This window comes from Thalassolituus oleivorans MIL-1, from assembly GCF_000355675.1.
Classification (GTDB): domain Bacteria; phylum Pseudomonadota; class Gammaproteobacteria; order Pseudomonadales; family Oceanobacteraceae; genus Thalassolituus; species Thalassolituus oleivorans.
In genome coordinates this window covers 1,079,593-1,097,135 of the sequence record NC_020888.1, presented here as the reverse complement: position 1 = coordinate 1,097,135, position 17,543 = coordinate 1,079,593, and the positions used below count along the sequence as shown (strand labels likewise).

Sequence of the window (17,543 nt, the reverse complement as noted above, 5' to 3'; positions counted from 1 at the left end):
TCTTACTCCGCAAACTTTTGATAAAGGCTATAAAAAGTACTGGCCTTTAACATCTGAGTAATTTTTAGTTTATTCACCCAATTCAGTACTCTCTCACGATAAACGCGTACCAATATTAGGGATATGGCAAACACAGGGATAAAAGCGATAAGCGCAATACACACACCGCCAAGAGTCAGGGTGTGATTAAAGGCTAACATACGCCAAAAGTCTTGAGCGTATAACTCGGTCCATAGAGTTTGAAGATCAGGGCGTGTTAGTAGTTCCTCGCCCAGTCGAATAGACCAAGGGTCGACTAACGCCATCCCTATACCGGTAAATACCAATATCCCAAGGAAAAATGCACTAAGGTTTACGCGGATAATCATTGCTAAAAGCAAGATCACCAGATTATGCAACGACCACAGCGGTGTTAAGCCTATGATCATAGATAAAGCTAGCGCCAAGGCAATTTGCCAAGGTGCAGATTCGGAGTTCAGTGCTTTTAGCAGCTTCGCCAACATAGTTAACATGATGCTTTCCTAGCAAATTGAGTAAGACAAGACATGTGTCTGAATTTGAATACTCGGGTCAATACCGATCATTGATAGATAACCGGCAACCCGCAGCTTCGGGCACCACTATAAAAGCCCGTCGCGTATAAATCCACCGTAGCCAGTGAGACAGGCCTCAGGGGGTATGGTTCTAGCGAAATCTAGGTCGGATGCCGATAGGTATAGTACGACTAAGCCGCATGACTGTCAGATGGTAAGGCTATTTGAACTTTTGTACCTTTCCCTACCTTACTCATCAACTTAATGGAGCCGCCATGTGCTTCAATAATGGAGTGCGCAATTGAAAGCCCCAAGCCAACCCCCTCCCCCACCGGACGAGTAGTATAAAATGGATCAAATATATGAGCTAAATGCTCCTGCTCAATGCCTGTGCCGCTATCTTGAAACTCAATAATTGTCTTTGCACCGCGCTGATATGCACGCACCCGTAGCTCACCTTCATTCGCGCAAGCTTTTAGCGCATTATCCGCAATGGCAGTAAATGCTTTACGTATTTGCTCATGTTTAAACCGAACAGGCTGCTTAACATCTATCGAATAATGTACCTTTACGTGCTGGGAATTAACTTGGCTAACCGCAAACTGTAGACACTCGTTGAGGTCGATGACTTGTTCTTCAGATTTATCCAATTCAGAGAAAACCCCCAAACTACCTACTATGCTTTTCACTCTCCCCAGCCCTTCTAACGATTCATTAAGTAGCTCTTTCATGTCTTGATTAACAAAATGAATATCTTCTTGCTGCTGAAATGCTACCAATTCACGATTAATTTCTTCGTAACCGGCACTGTCATTTTCCGTTGCTGCCTTTAAGTAGCGGTCGTACATATCGACCAGCTGCACATAAATCTTAGAATACTGACGCATGGTATCCATATTGGACGTTACCACACTCATAGGATTATTGATTTCGTGGGCAACACCAGCTGCTAAATGTCCAATCGATGCCATCTTTTCCGATTGCAGCAGCTGTGCTTGAGTACTGCGCAAGGAATGCGCCATGTCATTAAACTGATGAGCAAGTGCGCCCAACTCATCCTGCCTTTCTACTTGTGACCGTGCATCACGATCACCACGGGCAATTTTTTCTAAGTTATCAGATAGATCTTTTAACGGAGCGACAAGACTTCCAGATACATGACGGGAAACAAGAAAAACCAAGAGCAAAATAATCAAAGTTACTCCCCACGCTGAAAACTGCAAATCCGTAATCGCCGCTAATGCCATATTTTTTTCTCGACGAACTAAAACGACTGCATTGAGCGCTGGCAATGCTCGCGCACTAATCAACCAATCATCCCCCCACTCATTAACACTGCCACTATAATCGCGCCCCAGATAGGCCGCTGATAAAATGCGGCTCAGTAATGTGCCTCGATCAAAATGTCCATCGCCGAATAATTCATTAAAGCCACCATCACTATCTCGGTGATAAACACTCAAAACCTGCTTACTGCGATCATTCGTGGTCGTCAAAAATTGACGAATGGTGCTAGGCCCCGGAATGAGGACAACAACACCGATGAGCTGCTGATTTAAAATGGGCGATGCCATAAATGCAAAACCATCAGAGCCGTTAACACCCACTTCAATAACACTGTCCATCTGCCAAAGAGCTTGTTGAAAGGCACGTTGTATCGCCGTTCCGCTGTAATCGACATGAGTTAAGTTCGCACCATAAAGATCAGATTGCGAGGCGGAATAAACAACGTCGCCTTTTAAATTTACAAACAAGAGGTCCGTTAGCCCGTGTTTTTCAGCATAGAAAGCAAGATAATTCCAATAGCGATCCTGCTGGTCTTGATACTCCATCGAGTACAGTTCTCGATCATCATAAACCGATGAAAAATCAACCATTGCGCCCTGAACATAAGGAGAGCGAGAGAAAATTCGAACATCTTCAACTTGCGCCACTACGGCGAGATCAACTTCACGCTGTAATCGCTGAGTTAACTCTTCTAAATCTTCCATCATATTTTGCGCTAATCGACTCTCGGCATAGGTCATACCAATGCCAACGAGCAGTAATACAGGAAGAAGTACAAGTAACATCATCCATACCAGCATTCGCGCCTGCATACTTTGAAATTGATAGCTTTTAAGCGAGCGCAATCGTTGGCGTAAACGTTTTAACATTAATGTTTACCTACACTGGTCGCACGCCACAAACCACCGGCATTGCGCCAATAGATCGTAAGATTGTGAAGCCAATCAGAAGGAGCTTCTAACCCCGGAAACATTACAGGTCGAATGGCTGTATTTGATATCCATAATAGCTGCTGCTCGTTATTACGAACTTGAGCAATATAGAGGGTGTGCCAAGTACCTTGAAAAGCATGATCAACAGTGATCGCTCCGCCTGCGGTTAAGGCATTTCGTCCTAAAACAAATTCAAGCAAACTACGATTATCTAGGGTACGACCACGATTAAAAGCTTCTCCTAGCCAAGAGGCACTCAATTCAGACAAAATAGTGAGACCATCTAAATCACCCCTCAAATCCGCTTTCAAACGATGAATCTCGTGATTATGCGGATTTTCGAAATAATGACTTATAAAGTACATATCAACGCCGCTAGGAGGGCTCTGATCCACACAAAGTGAGAATATTTTCACACCGGTTTTGCTCAGCTCGCGATTAAACTGTCGGTCAAACATCCATTCGCAGGCATCCATTACGAGCACATCAGCTTTGAAAAAATTAATTTTATCGATAATAGAAGGGAGCTGTTCAATATTACTCATAAAATCTGAGGCAACAATTTGCGCATCATGAGTCACGAGCAACTGGCGACTAATCAATCGAAGTAGCATGGCGGAGCGTGCCGATTCGGTGCCTAAGAATTGGATTCTTCCACCTAAATTTTGTCGAACCCAACTGACCGCAGGAAACAAATATTGATTAGCAACCACGCCCAAATGAATGACATGCCGAGATTTAAACAACCCTTCCGAACTGCCCGGATATAGAAGCACAAGATCACTTTGTTCTAACACCGGTAATACCTGACGTACGCAAGCCGAGTCGCCACATCCAAGCACAGCAGCGACTGGCCCTTTCGCCAGTATTTCGTCAAAACGCATTTGCATGTCATCGCGGCTGAGTAAACTATCCACCACCTCGACCACAATATTGGACTCTGTCACTCGGTTTAAAGTGCGACGCAGTGTTTCCACCATTGCCGCATCGCGCCCTCCCATCGACCCCGAATGCGCAGCCATGACAATCACACGCAAACCTACCTCGTGGCGCGGCCAAAACCAGACGCCAGCAACAAGTAGAATTAGGATAGTCATCACGACCGTGCGCTTCATCCAATCGCCTCCATACACCACACCAATACTTCCCAGCCGTCACCCAAATAACATTGCTGACATATTGATAGTAGCTGATCAGGTCACATTGACGCTCATATAGAGCGAAAAGGGATAAAACGCTGTGCTCGTCTATAATCTTGGCGTAAGTAACCTTGATGTAACCACTTCCCTGTTACAATCTTATCAATCTTAGGTGTATATCCAAGGATTGTACCAATTACATTAACAATCCTTTCCGAGTTACCGATCTATTCATAAGAGTCGTAAATCGCTATAAATAACAGCTAATCATCTAATCGCTGGGCTATTTAGCTAAGCAATTAATACTGTACCAGCAAAACTTTTAAGCTCGCGGTCGACGAGCGCACTTAAAAGCAGCACCGGAACATCCACGAGGAAAATATGGCAAGATTAATATCACGCATCCGTCACGGGTTTATCGTTAGTACTATCCTTCTAGCTATAGTGGGGTGCAGTGAACAACAGGGAAGTGCCCCTCAAGGCCCGCAGATGCCGCCTCCAGCTGTCGGAGTGGCAACTATTAAAGCCGAATCGCTAAAGCTATACGACAATTTACCGGGACGGGTTTCCGCTTTCCGCACCGCGGAGATCCGTCCTCAAGTGAGTGGAATTATTCTAAAACGCTTCTTTGAGGAAGGCGCTTCAGTGAATGCCGGTGAAAAGCTATATCAAATAGAACCGACATTATATGAAGCTGAACTCGCCAGCGCAGAAGCTCAACTCGCAGTTGCTGAGGCAAACGCATACAGCGCTCACCTGCGCGCAGAGCGCTACAAAAAGCTGTCTAAAAATTCGGCGGTAAGCGAACAAGAGCTGGATGACTCTGAAGCAACGGCAAAACAGACCGAAGCTCAAGTAAAAGCGGCTCAGGCTGCAGTTCGTTCTGCTCGCATTAACTTAAGCTACACCGAAATCACTGCACCAATATCAGGTGTTATTGGTCGTTCAACGATCACAGAGGGCGCACTGGTTTCAGCACAACAATCGACTGCTCTGACAATTATTCGCCAATTAAGTCCTATTTACGTTGATATTCAGCGTCCCGCGAGCTCTGTTTTGCTGATGAGAAATCCAGCCTTGCCACGTGAAGTAACCCTTTCATTGGAAGATGGTACCTCTGTCGAAAAAACAGGTGAGCTGCAATTCAGTGATGCCAATGTTGATCCGGGCACCGGCACTGTAAACGTCCGCGCCTTGTTCGAAAACGCCGATCACTTGCTGCTGCCTGGCATGTTCGTGCGCGCCAATGTGCCAAGTTCATTAATTGAAAATGCTCTGCTTGTGCCGCAGCAAGCCGTAATGCGTCAAGCTGGCGGAGCAACCACAACTTACGTTGTGAACAGTGACAATGTTGTAGAAGTCCGTGGGGTAGAAGTCACCCGCGCAATAGGCGACAAGTGGCTAGTTAAAAGTGGCTTAAAAACAGATGACCGCGTTGTTATTAGCGGGCTGCAGAAAATAAAACCTGGGGTCACAGTGACTCCAGAAGAAACTAAGTAAGGGGTATTCTGCAACATGGCCAGATTTTTTATTGACCGACCCATTTTTGCTTGGGTGATTGCCATCATAATTATGTTGGCGGGTGCTTCTGCTGTGATAGAGCTGCCAGTGCAGCAATATCCAACAATTGCTCCTCCAGCAGTAAGCGTTAGTGCTTCTTATCCTGGTGCGTCGGCACAAACGCTAGAACAAAGCGTTACCCAGGTCATTGAGCAAAATATGACTGGGTTAGATAACCTTCTATACATGTCATCGAAAAGCAGCAGTGCGGGTAGTGCAACGGTAACACTTACCTTTTCACCGGGCACCGACGCAGATATTGCTCAGGTACAAGTTCAAAATAAACTGTCCTTAGCCGAAGCCTTGTTACCTGCAGAGGTGAAGCAGCAAGGTCTTAGCGTAACCAAAGCATCAACGTCATTTTTAATGGTTATTGGTCTGGTCTCTAAGTCGGGCGAATTAAGCCGCGTCGATTTGGCTGACTACATCAATAGTTATATAAAAGATCCGCTATCACGTACTAACGGTGTTGGCGATATTCGTGTGTTTGGTTCCCAATATGCCATGCGTATTTGGCTAAAACCCGAAAAATTAACAGGTTATGGCTTAACACCTAACGATGTTAAAAGCGCCATTGGTACGCAAAACAATCAGTTTGCATCAGGACAACTCGGTGGTTTACCTGCTGCACCGAACCAACAGTTAAATGCGACTATTATTGCCCAGACGCGCCTAGAAGCTTCTGAACAATTTGAAAATATATTGCTAAAGGTTAATAGCGATGGCTCGCAAGTCCGTTTGAAAGATGTGGCGAGTATTGAACTGGGTGCTGAAAACTATTCAGTTGCTGGCTATTACAACGGCAAACCAGCCTCTGGCATTGCGATTCAGCTCGCCAGTGGAGCGAATGCTCTTGGCACTGCGAAAGCTGTGCGAGAACGCATTACCCAATTATCAGCCTTCTTCCCTGACGATATAGAAGTGGTATATCCCTACGACACGACTCCTTTCGTTCAGATATCAATCAAAGAAGTGGTCAATACGTTAATTGAAGCAGTGGTATTAGTGTTTCTAGTGATCTTCCTATTTTTAGGTAATTTCCGCGCCACGTTAATTCCGACCATTGCCGTACCGGTTGTTCTGCTGGGAACCTTTGCTGTCATGGCTGTATTTGGCTACAGCATTAACACCCTCACTATGTTTGGTATGGTGCTCGCCATCGGTCTATTAATTGATGATGCCATCGTGGTCGTGGAAAACGTCGAACGAGTCATGGAAGAAGAAGGCTTATCGCCTAAAGAAGCAACGCGTAAATCCATGGATCAAATCACTTCAGCCCTAGTAGGTATTGCGCTAGTGCTGTCGGCGGTTTTTGTACCTATGGCGCTGATGAGTGGCTCAACTGGGTCTATTTATCGTCAATTCTCCCTCACTATCGTGTCCTCAATGGTACTGTCGGTATTTGTTGCGTTAACACTAACACCGGCATTGTGTGCAGCGATCTTAAAACCTGCCCACAAAGGTGAGCTGAGCGAGCAGCGTGGCTTCTTTGGCTGGTTTAACCGATTCATGCACAAATCAACCGGTGGCTATGTTAATTCCGTCAACGGTACATTAAAGCGCCCTATCCGCATGATGTTGGTGTATGCCGGCATGGTGGCAGTATTAGTATTTCTTTACGCACGCTTGCCGGCCTCTTTCTTACCATCCGAAGACCAAGGGGTGATTCTTAACCTAGTTCAATTGCCAGAAGGGGCGACGCTAGAACGCACCAATGAAGTCATGATGAAAATGAAGGATCACTATCTTGCTGATCCGGCGGTTAAATCTATCTTTACAGCGTCAGGCTTTAGCTTTGCTGGTCAAGGCCAGAATATGGGTATCGGTTTCGTAATGTTGAAGCACTGGGATGAACGTCAGACCCCAGAACTTTCTGCCGATGCAGCTATTGGTAGGGCTTGGGGAGCATTAAGTCAGATTAAAGATGCCACGATTTACCCGATTAACCTGCCGCCAATTCCTGCACTTGGAACCGCGGCCGGCTTCGACGTTATGCTGCAAGATCGCAATAATATTGGACACGACAACTTATTATTGGCACGTAACATGTTGCTCGGAATGGCAGCACAAGATGCACGACTTAATAGAGTTCGTCCTAACGGCATGAACGATGCCCCAATCTTTAAAATAGATATCGACTACGAGCGAGTAAAATCATTAGGCTTAGAAATCGCTGATGTGAACTCTACGTTGAGCACGGCTTGGGGTGGTTCATACGTCAATGACTTCCTAGATAATGGCCGCGTCAAAAAGGTATTTGTGCAGGGTGAGGCCTCATCTCGCATGCTGCCTGGTGATTTGGAAAAATGGTATGTACGCAACAAAAATGGCGAAATGGTTCCTTTCTCGGCCTTTATTTCAACCAGCTGGGAATACGGTTCTCCGTTATTAGAGCGTTACAATGGCTTGCCATCAATGAACATACAAGGCGAAGCGGCACCTGGATTAAGTACCGGCGATGCCATGGCTGCAATGGAGGAATTAGTTAAGAAGCTACCAGGTGGTGTTAGCCTTGAATGGACAGGTATGTCGTTGCAGGAACGCATGTCCGGCGCACAAGCGCCACTCCTCTATGCGATATCACTATTAGTTGTATTCCTTTGCTTAGCCGCTTTATACGAAAGCTGGTCCGTACCATTTGCGGTTATCCTAATCGTGCCACTGGGGGTTATGGGTGCTTTGATTGCCGCCACTGGCCGCGGATTAAGTAACGACGTGTATTTCCAAGTTGGCTTATTAACAACCATTGGTTTATCAGCTAAAAATGCGATTTTAATCGTGGAATTCGCCAAGCACTTGGTTGAACAAGGCAAAGGGTTAGTAGAAGCCACGTTGGAGGCTGCTCGCATGCGTTTGCGCCCTATTCTAATGACCTCCCTTGCCTTTATGTTGGGTGTATTACCATTAGCGATTAGTACCGGTGCCGGCGCACAAAGTCGTCATGCAATTGGTACCAGCGTTCTCGGCGGTATGATTGCTGCTACCTTCTTAGCTATCTTCTTTGTACCTTTATTCTATGTATTGGTTATGAAGCTAACTTGGAAGTTACGCGGAAAACCGGAGACATTAAAAGCGCCTGAACAGTAATAATGGAAGATAAAAAACCGGGCGATTGCCCGGTTTTTTTATTTCTTTAAACACAATATAAAAGCGTTAAACGATCCTCAATAACATGAAGCTTTAACGTCCGATTTAGCATTATTAATTTCGCGCCGACGATTCTTTAAGGTATCTAAATTAGCTTGCCCACCCCTCCTTACCTTTCCGTCGATATCACGCTGACGCTCTCTAGCACGCTGGCAAGCACGCTCTTTTTTCATTTTCAATTCTGCTTCTTGTCGGAGTTTTACATCCCTCATACTGTCCTCATAGCTATTATCAGGTTCATAATTCCTGCCGTTATAAGTACGATGCGTTGAAGACGGTGAATCCATACTATTTGTAGGCGCTACGTCAACAGATTCAAATGAGGAGTGACTCGGACTAACGTCAGAGAAATGCTTACGGCCATTCTCATCAGTCCATTGATAAACTTGAGCAAGTGTAAATTGGCTAACAAATACAGTCGATAAAACAACCAAATGCACTGTATTAAACTTTCGATCTTTCATTTCACATCCTTGTAACAATAATTAAATAAACGAGTTTATTCCAAATGACGAATCAACAACTGCAATGACTGACGCCCGCGAAACTCATTAACATCCAATTGAAATGCGCAATGCACTCGATCTCGCTGTTGATCGGGCCACTGCTGAGGATCGATATTAAACCATATTGCATCCAAGGCGAGATCAGATCCCTCTGGTTGCAGTACCATCTTTAAATGACGTTCGCCCACGATCCGCTGCTGTACTAAGCGAAAATGACCATCAAACACTGGCTCAGGGAAGTTCTGCCCCCAAGGGCCACCCCAGCGTAACTGTTCAGCTAGCTCTAAACTAAATTCAGCTATCGACAAATTGCCATCGCTATCAATGGTTTGATGCAATTGCTCTGACGATAAATGCGCTTGGCACACCCAATCAAATGCACGACTAAAGGCATCAAAAGCACCATCGTTCAAAGTCATACCGGCGGCCATCGCATGGCCACCAAATTTCTTAATTAAACCTGGGTGACGCTTATCCACTTCGTCAATCACATCCCGAATATGTAACCCCGGAATTGAACGTGCGGAACCTTTCAATACGCCATTATCATCCGCTGCAAAAGCAATCACTGGACGAAATAATTTATCTTTAATACGCGAGGCTAAAATACCAATCACACCTTGATGCCAATCGGGTTGAAACAAACATACCCCCACGGGGTTGTGATCATCTGCCTCAAACTTGGCCAATAAGGCTAGCGCTTCTTGTTGCATACCCTGCTCAATCGAACGACGATCACGATTAAACGCATCAAGCTGAGTCGCAATATCCAACGCCCGATTCATATCGTCGGTTAATAAGCATTCGATACCCAAAGACATATCATCCAACCGTCCTGCGGCATTGAGACGAGGGCCAATCGCAAAGCCAAAATCCGACGCTACAATCCGTGCTGGCTCACGCCCAGCCACCGTCAATAAAGCCTGAATACCAACGTGCCCTTGCCCTGCACGAATACGCCGTAAACCTTGTTCAACCAGAATTCGATTATTACGATCAAGCGGTACCACATCTGCGACACTTGCGAGTGCCACTAAATCCAATAATTGCGCCATATTCGGTGCTTCTCGTTGGCTAAACCAACCACTTTTATCCAGCGCTGCTCGTAACGCGAGCATGACATAAAACACCACAGTACAACCGCATGCTGCTTTACTCGCAAACTCACACCCTGGCTGATTAGGATTAACAATAGCGAGTGCATCAGGAAGTTGATCAGCGGCTAAATGGTGATCTGTAACCACCACAGCAATGCCTGCCGCATTCGCGGCAGCAACACCATCAATAGACGCGATACCATTATCCACCGTCATAATTAAATCGGGTTTCATAGTGACTGCGACAGCGACTAATTCGGGTGATAAGCCATAACCGAAATCAAAACGATTAGGCACTAAATAATCGACGTTTTGTGCTCCCATTAAACGCAGAGCGCGCAAAGCAACCGCGGTACTTGTCGCACCGTCCACGTCAAAATCACCTACCACCAGCAAACGCTTTCCTTGGGTTACCACCGGAATTAATGCCATAACCGCTTGGTCTATGCCTTTCATTTCGCGGTATGGCAATAAGCCTTTTAATTGCAACGCTAACTCGTCGACGGCCAAAACACCCCGCGCGGCGTAGACACGTTGCAACACCGGAGGCAATGATTGCAAGCCCAGTGCAATTGGAATTTCTCGCGATTGAATACGCGGCATACAAAGACCCAAAACAAGACCGAAAATGAAAAATGGTAACACATGACAAAGCCCGTATCGTAAGAAACGCTAACGATTATTCGTCTGGCCTTATGCGTAAAAAACGGGCAAATCGCGGTAAACCACTGGATGTTAAGCCGTTATAAGCAAAGGTGATCCGCGTCCCTAACGCCGGAGGAGTATGCCTTAACGTATCATTTAAACCGCTGCCTACTCGAATTTCTCTCCCATCATCCAAACGCAACAGCAGTGACCCTGTCATTCCCTGCAAGCGCCCTTCCCCAGGAATATACGCAATCACAACGCCTTCGCTATCTTGCACCGATTTTACTTTGAGCAAGTCTTGACTGCGTTGTCCCTGATATAAAGACACTGAACGATGCAACATCACACCTTCACCACCACGTGCTTCAACCTCTGCTAAATAGGCATCTAATTGCGCGCGATTACTAACGACTTTTTGTTCAACTAATTTAAGCCAAGCAACATCAGCCGTTTGAATTAAATTAATTAATGCTAGATAGCGCAAATGAAATGGCTGCGGGCTGTGTGGCTTATCGAATACTTGGTACGTCACCTCGCGCCACAATGTCTGGTTCGGAATACTCGAGCGAACAAGTCCGCTAATCTCGTCAAAACGCCCAACCCCAAGCCACAGCTCTCCGTCTAATGGCGTTCTCGGCAAGCGCGAGGTGAACCACTCTGGGGCCTCAATTATTCGGCCACTGCGAGTAAGTAGGTGCTCACCATCCCAATAAGCACGCACACCATCGAATTTTTCACTCATGGTATAACCCGCGATATCCTGATCCGGCTGCCATGACTCAGCCAACATCAATGCGGGTGACGGTTTGAGCGTTGCTGCCAAGATTGGCGAACTAAACCAAGTAACGGTAACAATAATGACAGTTACCAATAAAAAATTAACAACATCCATGTTGAGCTCCCATTGCTACGGTACAGAAGTGAGCAAGTCAAACAGCGAATACAGAGGATTCCAAGCGATAGAGCCGAATTTCAAACTTTAGAATTAAGCAGAAGGTCTACAAACCAAGCGATTGAACAAAAAGTTAGCCGTCGTCATTAGCCAACACTCGCCAGAAGCATTTATCCTTCCAAGATAGCTTGACAGAGTCCGTAGCGCGCTTAATCCTTAAGCATCACCCTTTCGACAAAAACTTATGCCATATTATCTTTTGGGTTTGGGCAGCAACATTCGCCCCAACGAACATCTACGGTTAGCCGAACAACAGCTCCAAGACATTGGTGAAGTAGTAAGCGCATCGCCAATACTCAATACCGCACCGGTAGGAGATACCTTTCACTACGAATTTTGTAATCAATTATTAGTGCTGCACACAGAAATGCCACCAACCATGTTGAAGCACAGACTACAGGTCATTGAAACAAATCTTGGACGCGAACCTAAAAACCCAAGTCGAAAAACCAAAGATCGTACTATCGACTTAGATATTTTAGCCCGTGCTGCGGATGCCGACACCTGTCGTCAACACCCGTTAGAAGAGAGCTACTACCAAAAGGTGATGTCCTTATGGAGCAGCAAGCTGAAGCAAGATACCGATACTCATACCCTAAAGGTTTGATCATATCGGTTAGCGACAAAACGCCCACCATCGACGCGCATTTGTGTGCCGGTAAGTGCTTTCGCAGAAAGCAGATAGTGACAGGCCTCAACAATAGCGTCGTAACCTAACTCACGACGAATCAAGGATTGTGAAAGCACCATAGTACGATACGCCTCGTCATGTTCAGGCAAAAACTGAATCGGCCCAGGCTGAATCACATTCACCCGAACCTTCCCCGCCAACCGCTGAGCCATACTCAATGCCCAGTTCTGTAAGCCAGCCTTCGACGCACAGTAAGCCGCGAAACGCTCGTTCGGTATATCAGTATAGATATCAGTAATCGCGACCATAGCCGCTTCAGGAGCCCACTGCAGGGCTTCAGTGATCATCGCTGGGGCTTTGACGTGCACGTTGAAATGCACCTCATAGTGCTTACCAAGATCCGTTGCCGCACAATCTGGGATAAAACATGATGCATTATGAATAACCGCATCCACCGGTCCAGCGAGTGCAAGCTCTTGGCACAAACTCGCCACATCTTTTTGCTCCGCCAGATTGGCCTTCACGGTGCGTAAGTTAGGGTGTAGCTCAAGCTCACACACGGTATTAAAGTGTGCAATTACCTGCCAGCCTTGAGTTAACCAATATTCAGCCAGCGTTTTACCTAAACGACGACCTGCACCGGTAATTAAAATGGTTTTAGACATGAATCTCATCTCACACATTGAACATTGAGTGTAAGAGATCGTTGCGCGGGATTCGAGAAATGAGTTTTCTATAGACGAAAAAAAACCAGCACTTGGCTGATTCATCTTTTATTCACTTTTTAATTGGTTGCGGGAGCAGGATTCGAACCGGGCGGCGCTCCGTCTACGACCGCTTGGTCGCTTTATCACAGACGAAAAAAAAACAGCGCTTGGCTGATTCATCTTTTATTCGCTTTTTAATTGGTTGCGGGAGCAGGATTCGAACCGGGCGGCGCTCCGTCTACGACCGCTTGGTCGCTTTATCACAGACGAAAAAAAACCAGCGCTTGGCTGATTCATCTTTTATTCGCTTTTTAATTGGTTGCGGGAGCAGGATTCGAACCTACGACCTTCGGGTTATGAGCCCGACGAGCTACCAGACTGCTCCATCCCGCGACAATGCTGTGTATCTGTTTACCGTCTTCGTACATCTTAGCGTGATGTTACGGTCTTTCAGGTCAGATCACCTGTTTCTCTGAACTACAAAATCATACTTAGAGTAGTTGGTTGCGGGAGCAGGATTCGAACCTACGACCTTCGGGTTATGAGCCCGACGAGCTACCAGACTGCTCCATCCCGCGTCAGAGGTGCGTATATTACGGAGGAGCCCTCCACCTGTCAACCGTAAACCATTGGTTTCATACTAATTTTCCTCATTTAAGTAATAAACGATGAAAAATTGTTCAATCTTGCTGGCTTGAGGCTCGATCTGGTGATAATTTATCAGTGTAGCAGTGGCGAACGGCGGAGAGTGTCTCCAAATGTCCTAGCTTCTAGCTTGCACTAATAAAAACAATAAATAGCAAAAGCCTAAATTTATGAGCACTAATCCAGCCAATACTATGACGACGGCGGCGTTGCAGCCCCTTCTACGTCTGTTGGAAAGCAAAGGTTATTCAAGCAGGGATCTGCTGGGTTCTTTAGGGTTGGATTCGTCCTCGATATCCAGCTCCACCCAACGTATCTCGATTTCGAATTTTGACCATTTGCTGGAGCAGTCGAGTCGTCTGTTAGATGATCCTGCCATCGGCTTAGCCGCTGGACAACGTTTGGAACTGCCAAGTTTTTACTTGTTAGGATTCCTAATCAGTAGCTGCCAAACTGGTCGTGAAGCACTCGCCGTGTTGCGACGCTACTACTCACTCATCAGCGATTCGAGATCTCCCGATTTTTTCATCGGACAAGATTCGATAAAGATCGTGTTCTACGTTACCGAAGGTACACCCTTTGGCAGCCAGACGCGGGCCGAATTTATCGCTGCAGGTATCCACACCGCAGGGCAGGCCATTGGTGGTAATTACTACCAAATCCAGGGAGTGGGGTTCCGCCATCCACCTCCGGCTCACAAAGATCGCCTGCAAAAGTTTTTCAATGTACCTATGCAATTTAATCAGCCGCAAAACTGGCTAAGCTTCTCTAGCCGTCATCTGGATAGCCCGCTGTCGTACGCAAACCCAGCGCTGTTCAATATGCTGCGTAGTGAAGCTGAGCAAGCCTTGTCGCGCTTCAGCCGTTTAAAGAGCTTTAGCCAAAAGGTGATGCATATCTTGTATCAATGGCCGGAAGCCGTGCCAATGACTAAGGATGCGGTTGCTGAACTGCTCAGCACGAGCAGTCGTACCCTAACCCGTCGGTTACAAGAAGAAGAATGTCAGTTCTCCACCTTGGTAAAAGAAGTACGCCTTGAGAAAGCGAAAGTCGCACTTAAATCGGCACAAACCGATGTGCAGCAATTAGCCCTTGATTTAGGCTTCTCTGATCGCCGTGGTTTCGAACGCGCATTTAAACAATGGACAGGTCTGACACCAGCGGCTTATCGCCGTCAGCATCTGACCAAAGGTTGCAGTTTAATCGAAGAGTCTAATTAAAATTTCAATTGCGTTTTAATGGACAAAAAAGCCGCTATTAATAGCGGCTTTTTTATTAACACGATATCACTTAGTGATCTTGATCGAAATGCGATGTAATTTTCGTTAAATAGGGACGTACGGCTTCTTTATCCGCTGCAGAAATAGTACCCAATGATTTAATCATGTTCATTGAAGCCTGCAACATATTTTCCATCATTTGCTTTTGTTCTTCAGGTAAAGCTGACGCCTTAAGCTGTTCGATCTGCGCTTCAATTTGCTTCACATCAATCGTTTCGCCTTCCATCGAAATTGCCATATAAGCCATGGTAATTTTCTTAGAAACTTCGCTCCAAGCTTCAACCGAATCAAAACTCTGAGTTTTTACTAATTTACTAAACTCATCGTACAAACCGGCTTTTTGTAATTGCGCAATACCCTGAGTAAACATCTCATCAACACTGGCAACGCCTTTTTTCATCATGTCTTCTTTCGGTAGCTGATCTTCGTGCTTATCCAGCCACGACTGCAAGGTCGGCATCGAGGATACCCAGTTATTCACTTGATCGTCCGATAAATCTCCAGCTCGGGCAACCGACATCATCAAACTGAGCACAAGCAATAAACCAAAACGCATAGGAAGTTCCCTTTTTTAAAAGTCTAGATAGACACTAAGTTCGGCTGACTTTAGCACAGCCATATTTTTCTTAGCAGCCCTAATTTAGGACAATTTGACTCGGTCAATGGCATTCAGTTCAGTATCACTAAAATGATTCAAGACCGAGCAACTAATTCAACATTGGGATCAGCGGGTCATCCCGACGACAGTATATGTCCACCTCTACTCGCTCGTCGAAATCGCCAATAGCAGGAAGCGTCGATGTTACAATCTGCTGTAAGCAGCGCAACTCGACAAAGTCAGGAGCAACAAATCGGCTCTCGGCAAGCAGCCAGTGCGGGATGTCTAACATCAATGCCTTTAAATCAACACTGCTACTGATGTCATACAAGACATCGCTAGCAAGTAATAAATCTACCTGCGGCCAATCACCGTCCACAATTTGAATATCGACACCGTTAACCGCCGCATTTACTTGTGCCGCAAGTAAAGCCTGTGGATCTAAATCCGCCACAAACACCGTTTTTGCACCCGCAAGTGCTGCTGCTATACCGACAATTCCTGAGCCGCAGCCAAAGTCGAGAACCCGTTTACCGGCGACCAAATTAGGATTAGCCACTATAAATTGTGCCAACGCTCGCCCGCCTGCCCATGCAAACGCCCAATAAGGAAGATTCTGCCAAAAGCGGCCAATGCCTTGAGCATCCATAGACACCGCATCGGCATCAATATTCAATAGCCATAAAGCCAATAATTCGCTATCCAACCAACGGCGACTTAAGCTTGCATTTGGCAATTCTAACGACTGTTGTAGTTGCTCTACTCGCCGTTCAATTTCGCTTACTTCATTCGCCATATTTCTGTTTTCTCGCAATAACTTTCTCTAGATAACGACGTGTTTCTTCTTTCGGGTGGCGTGTTGTCAAATAACGATATAGCTTGTCTTCAGACATACTATTTATTTGCGCTAGCGCCTTATTGCGATCGCGATGAAAGGTACGTAATAATTGCCCAGCACCACCGTTGTAGGCTGCAATCATACAATATTCACGCTTGCGATCACCTTTAATCCCAGCCAAATAACTATCCCTTAATATGGATAAATACGCAGTACCTGTTTCGATATTATTTCTTGGATCTAATAAATATTGGCGACTCGGAGCATGATCTTTACCATGAATCTTCGCCATCACATCTCGACCTGCGGTTTTTTGCATTACCTGCATTAAACCATAAGCCCGCGCTGGCGAAACAGCGAATGGGTTAAAGCTACTTTCAGTTTCAATAACAGCCAAGATAAGTGCTGGAGATATCCGATAACGTTGAGCTGCGGCATCAACGAAGGGGCGATATAAATTTGCGCTGACTTGTTTATGCTGGCTCACCATAGGTATTTCGATTAGGTAGCCATCTCGCGTTTTTACCAACGAACGTGTTAGTAAATAATCGGCATAGCGCTGTGCTCGCCAAGGGTATTCAATTACCTGACCTTCTTGATCTTTTACCTGTCCCGCCAAAAATGGACGCCCCGTAAGGCCAAAATCTGTAGCCGTGTACAAATCAATTTCGCGCGGATCTGCTGGCGTTAATAAAGTGCCAACAATGGCTTGCCGCAATTGTAGTAAGGGCTCTTCAGCACCGCGTGTTTCAACCCGAATTAAACCCCGCTCAAAATCAATTTTAACCAGTGTATGAAAGTCATCGAGATAACGAACCATAGTATGAGTTCCAGAAACCTCACCATTAGGTCCCCAGACATCTGCTGGCGGTGGTTCTAAAAAATCAAGCAAGACAGCCTGAACATCGTCAGGCAGTTGATCAAAATTATCGGGAAGATTATCAGCATAGGTACTGGCCGTAGGCACGGCCAGTAGAGCGCAAAGCGCAAATAAATTGAGGTGCTTAAACAACCACTTCACCACACGAATGTACCGCTAAAAA

Annotated in this window: 14 protein-coding genes and 2 tRNA genes; 4 read left to right on the top strand and 12 right to left on the bottom strand. The window is 45.9% G+C overall.

All coding sequences use genetic code 11. From position 1 onward, the window contains the following. Positions 1-2: 2 nt before the first annotated feature. From TOL_RS04980 to TOL_RS04970, 3 genes are all read right to left on the bottom strand, one after another. The gene (locus TOL_RS04980; protein ID WP_015486202.1) at positions 3-512 is read right to left on the bottom strand and encodes a TIGR03546 family protein; all 510 of its coding nucleotides are present in this window, start codon (positions 510-512) and stop codon (positions 3-5) included. Between the two features lie 212 nt (positions 513-724). After that, entirely contained in the window at positions 725-2,689 is a 1,965-nt protein-coding gene (locus tag TOL_RS18175; RefSeq protein WP_015486201.1) for a sensor histidine kinase, read from the bottom strand. Then, positions 2,689-3,867, bottom strand: coding sequence for a transporter substrate-binding protein (locus TOL_RS04970; RefSeq protein ID WP_015486200.1), 1,179 nt, complete (start codon positions 3,865-3,867; stop codon positions 2,689-2,691). Before TOL_RS04970 ends, TOL_RS18175 begins: the two co-directional genes overlap by 1 nt. Positions 3,868-4,380: 513 nt before the next feature. On the opposite strand from TOL_RS04970, the gene TOL_RS04965 reads away from it, so the two are divergent. Further along, a complete protein-coding gene (locus TOL_RS04965; protein ID WP_015486199.1) occupies positions 4,381-5,391 on the top strand; it encodes an efflux RND transporter periplasmic adaptor subunit in 1,011 nt (336 codons plus the stop codon). Positions 5,392-5,406: 15 nt separating this feature from the next. Continuing rightward, the gene (locus TOL_RS04960) at positions 5,407-8,538 is read left to right on the top strand and encodes an efflux RND transporter permease subunit (RefSeq protein WP_015486198.1); all 3,132 of its coding nucleotides are present in this window, start codon (positions 5,407-5,409) and stop codon (positions 8,536-8,538) included. A 77-nt stretch (positions 8,539-8,615) separates the two neighbouring features. Here TOL_RS04960 and TOL_RS04955 read toward each other — a convergent pair whose 3' ends face one another. The 3 genes from TOL_RS04955 to TOL_RS04945 all read right to left on the bottom strand — a co-directional run bounded on the left by TOL_RS04955 (position 8,616) and on the right by TOL_RS04945 (position 11,741). After that, positions 8,616-9,062, bottom strand: a complete 447-nt coding sequence (locus TOL_RS04955) for a DUF4124 domain-containing protein (protein ID WP_015486197.1) — start codon at positions 9,060-9,062, stop codon at positions 8,616-8,618. 35 nt (positions 9,063-9,097) lie between these two features. Continuing rightward, on the bottom strand, positions 9,098-10,804 hold the full coding sequence (gene recJ / locus TOL_RS04950; protein WP_015486196.1) for a single-stranded-DNA-specific exonuclease RecJ: 1,707 nt from the start codon (positions 10,802-10,804) through the stop codon (positions 9,098-9,100). Between the two features lie 76 nt (positions 10,805-10,880). Beyond that, entirely contained in the window at positions 10,881-11,741 is an 861-nt protein-coding gene (locus TOL_RS04945) for a DNA ligase (RefSeq protein WP_015486195.1), read from the bottom strand. Between the two features lie 244 nt (positions 11,742-11,985). On the opposite strand from TOL_RS04945, the gene folK reads away from it, so the two are divergent. After that, entirely contained in the window at positions 11,986-12,408 is a 423-nt protein-coding gene (folK, locus tag TOL_RS04940) for a 2-amino-4-hydroxy-6-hydroxymethyldihydropteridine diphosphokinase (protein ID WP_015486194.1), read from the top strand. Here the strand turns inward: folK and TOL_RS04935 are convergent. The 3 genes from TOL_RS04935 to TOL_RS04925 all read right to left on the bottom strand — a co-directional run bounded on the left by TOL_RS04935 (position 12,390) and on the right by TOL_RS04925 (position 13,717). Continuing rightward, positions 12,390-13,097, bottom strand: a complete 708-nt coding sequence (locus tag TOL_RS04935) for an SDR family NAD(P)-dependent oxidoreductase (protein ID WP_015486193.1) — start codon at positions 13,095-13,097, stop codon at positions 12,390-12,392. The two genes, folK and TOL_RS04935, sit on opposite strands and share 19 nt — an antisense overlap. Positions 13,098-13,455: 358 nt before the next feature. Beyond that, positions 13,456-13,532, bottom strand: a tRNA-Met gene (locus TOL_RS04930). A gap of 108 nt (positions 13,533-13,640) precedes the next feature. Further along, a tRNA-Met gene (locus tag TOL_RS04925) sits at positions 13,641-13,717 on the bottom strand. 237 nt (positions 13,718-13,954) lie between these two features. Between TOL_RS04925 and TOL_RS04920 the strand changes: the two genes are divergently transcribed. Then, entirely contained in the window at positions 13,955-15,004 is a 1,050-nt protein-coding gene (locus TOL_RS04920; RefSeq protein ID WP_015486192.1) for an AraC family transcriptional regulator, read from the top strand. Positions 15,005-15,074: 70 nt separating this feature from the next. Here the strand turns inward: TOL_RS04920 and TOL_RS04915 are convergent, their stop codons facing one another. The 3 genes from TOL_RS04915 to TOL_RS04905 form a co-directional block, all read right to left on the bottom strand. Continuing rightward, positions 15,075-15,620: a hypothetical protein gene (locus tag TOL_RS04915; protein WP_015486191.1), complete on the bottom strand. Its 546-nt coding sequence runs from the start codon at positions 15,618-15,620 to the stop codon at positions 15,075-15,077. Between the two features lie 151 nt (positions 15,621-15,771). Next, positions 15,772-16,458 carry a class I SAM-dependent methyltransferase gene (locus tag TOL_RS04910; protein WP_015486190.1) on the bottom strand — a complete coding sequence of 229 codons (687 nt, stop codon included), beginning with the start codon at positions 16,456-16,458 and terminating at the stop codon, positions 15,772-15,774. Then, complete coding sequence (locus TOL_RS04905; protein WP_015486189.1) at positions 16,448-17,524, bottom strand: murein transglycosylase domain-containing protein; 1,077 nt, start codon at positions 17,522-17,524, stop codon at positions 16,448-16,450. Before TOL_RS04905 ends, TOL_RS04910 begins: the two co-directional genes overlap by 11 nt. Between the last annotated feature and the right edge of the window lie 19 nt (positions 17,525-17,543).

Bases quoted from the DNA above. Each gene is read 5' to 3' on its own strand.
- TOL_RS04910 (WP_015486190.1), bottom strand. From the start codon at position 16,458: ATGGCGAATGAAGTAAGCGAAATTGAACGGCGAGTAGAGCAACTACAA.
- TOL_RS04935 (WP_015486193.1), bottom strand. From the start codon at position 13,097: ATGTCTAAAACCATTTTAATTACCGGTGCAGGTCGTCGTTTAGGTAAA.
- TOL_RS04920 (WP_015486192.1), top strand. From the start codon at position 13,955: ATGAGCACTAATCCAGCCAATACTATGACGACGGCGGCGTTGCAGCCC.
- TOL_RS04960 (WP_015486198.1), top strand. From the start codon at position 5,407: ATGGCCAGATTTTTTATTGACCGACCCATTTTTGCTTGGGTGATTGCC.
- TOL_RS04945 (WP_015486195.1), bottom strand. From the start codon at position 11,741: ATGGATGTTGTTAATTTTTTATTGGTAACTGTCATTATTGTTACCGTT.
- recJ (WP_015486196.1), bottom strand. From the start codon at position 10,804: ATGCCGCGTATTCAATCGCGAGAAATTCCAATTGCACTGGGCTTGCAA.
- TOL_RS04980 (WP_015486202.1), bottom strand. From the start codon at position 512: ATGTTAACTATGTTGGCGAAGCTGCTAAAAGCACTGAACTCCGAATCT.
- folK (WP_015486194.1), top strand. From the start codon at position 11,986: ATGCCATATTATCTTTTGGGTTTGGGCAGCAACATTCGCCCCAACGAA.
- TOL_RS04915 (WP_015486191.1), bottom strand. From the start codon at position 15,620: ATGCGTTTTGGTTTATTGCTTGTGCTCAGTTTGATGATGTCGGTTGCC.
- TOL_RS04970 (WP_015486200.1), bottom strand. From the start codon at position 3,867: ATGAAGCGCACGGTCGTGATGACTATCCTAATTCTACTTGTTGCTGGC.
- TOL_RS18175 (WP_015486201.1), bottom strand. From the start codon at position 2,689: ATGTTAAAACGTTTACGCCAACGATTGCGCTCGCTTAAAAGCTATCAA.
- TOL_RS04965 (WP_015486199.1), top strand. From the start codon at position 4,381: ATGCCGCCTCCAGCTGTCGGAGTGGCAACTATTAAAGCCGAATCGCTA.
- TOL_RS04955 (WP_015486197.1), bottom strand. From the start codon at position 9,062: ATGAAAGATCGAAAGTTTAATACAGTGCATTTGGTTGTTTTATCGACT.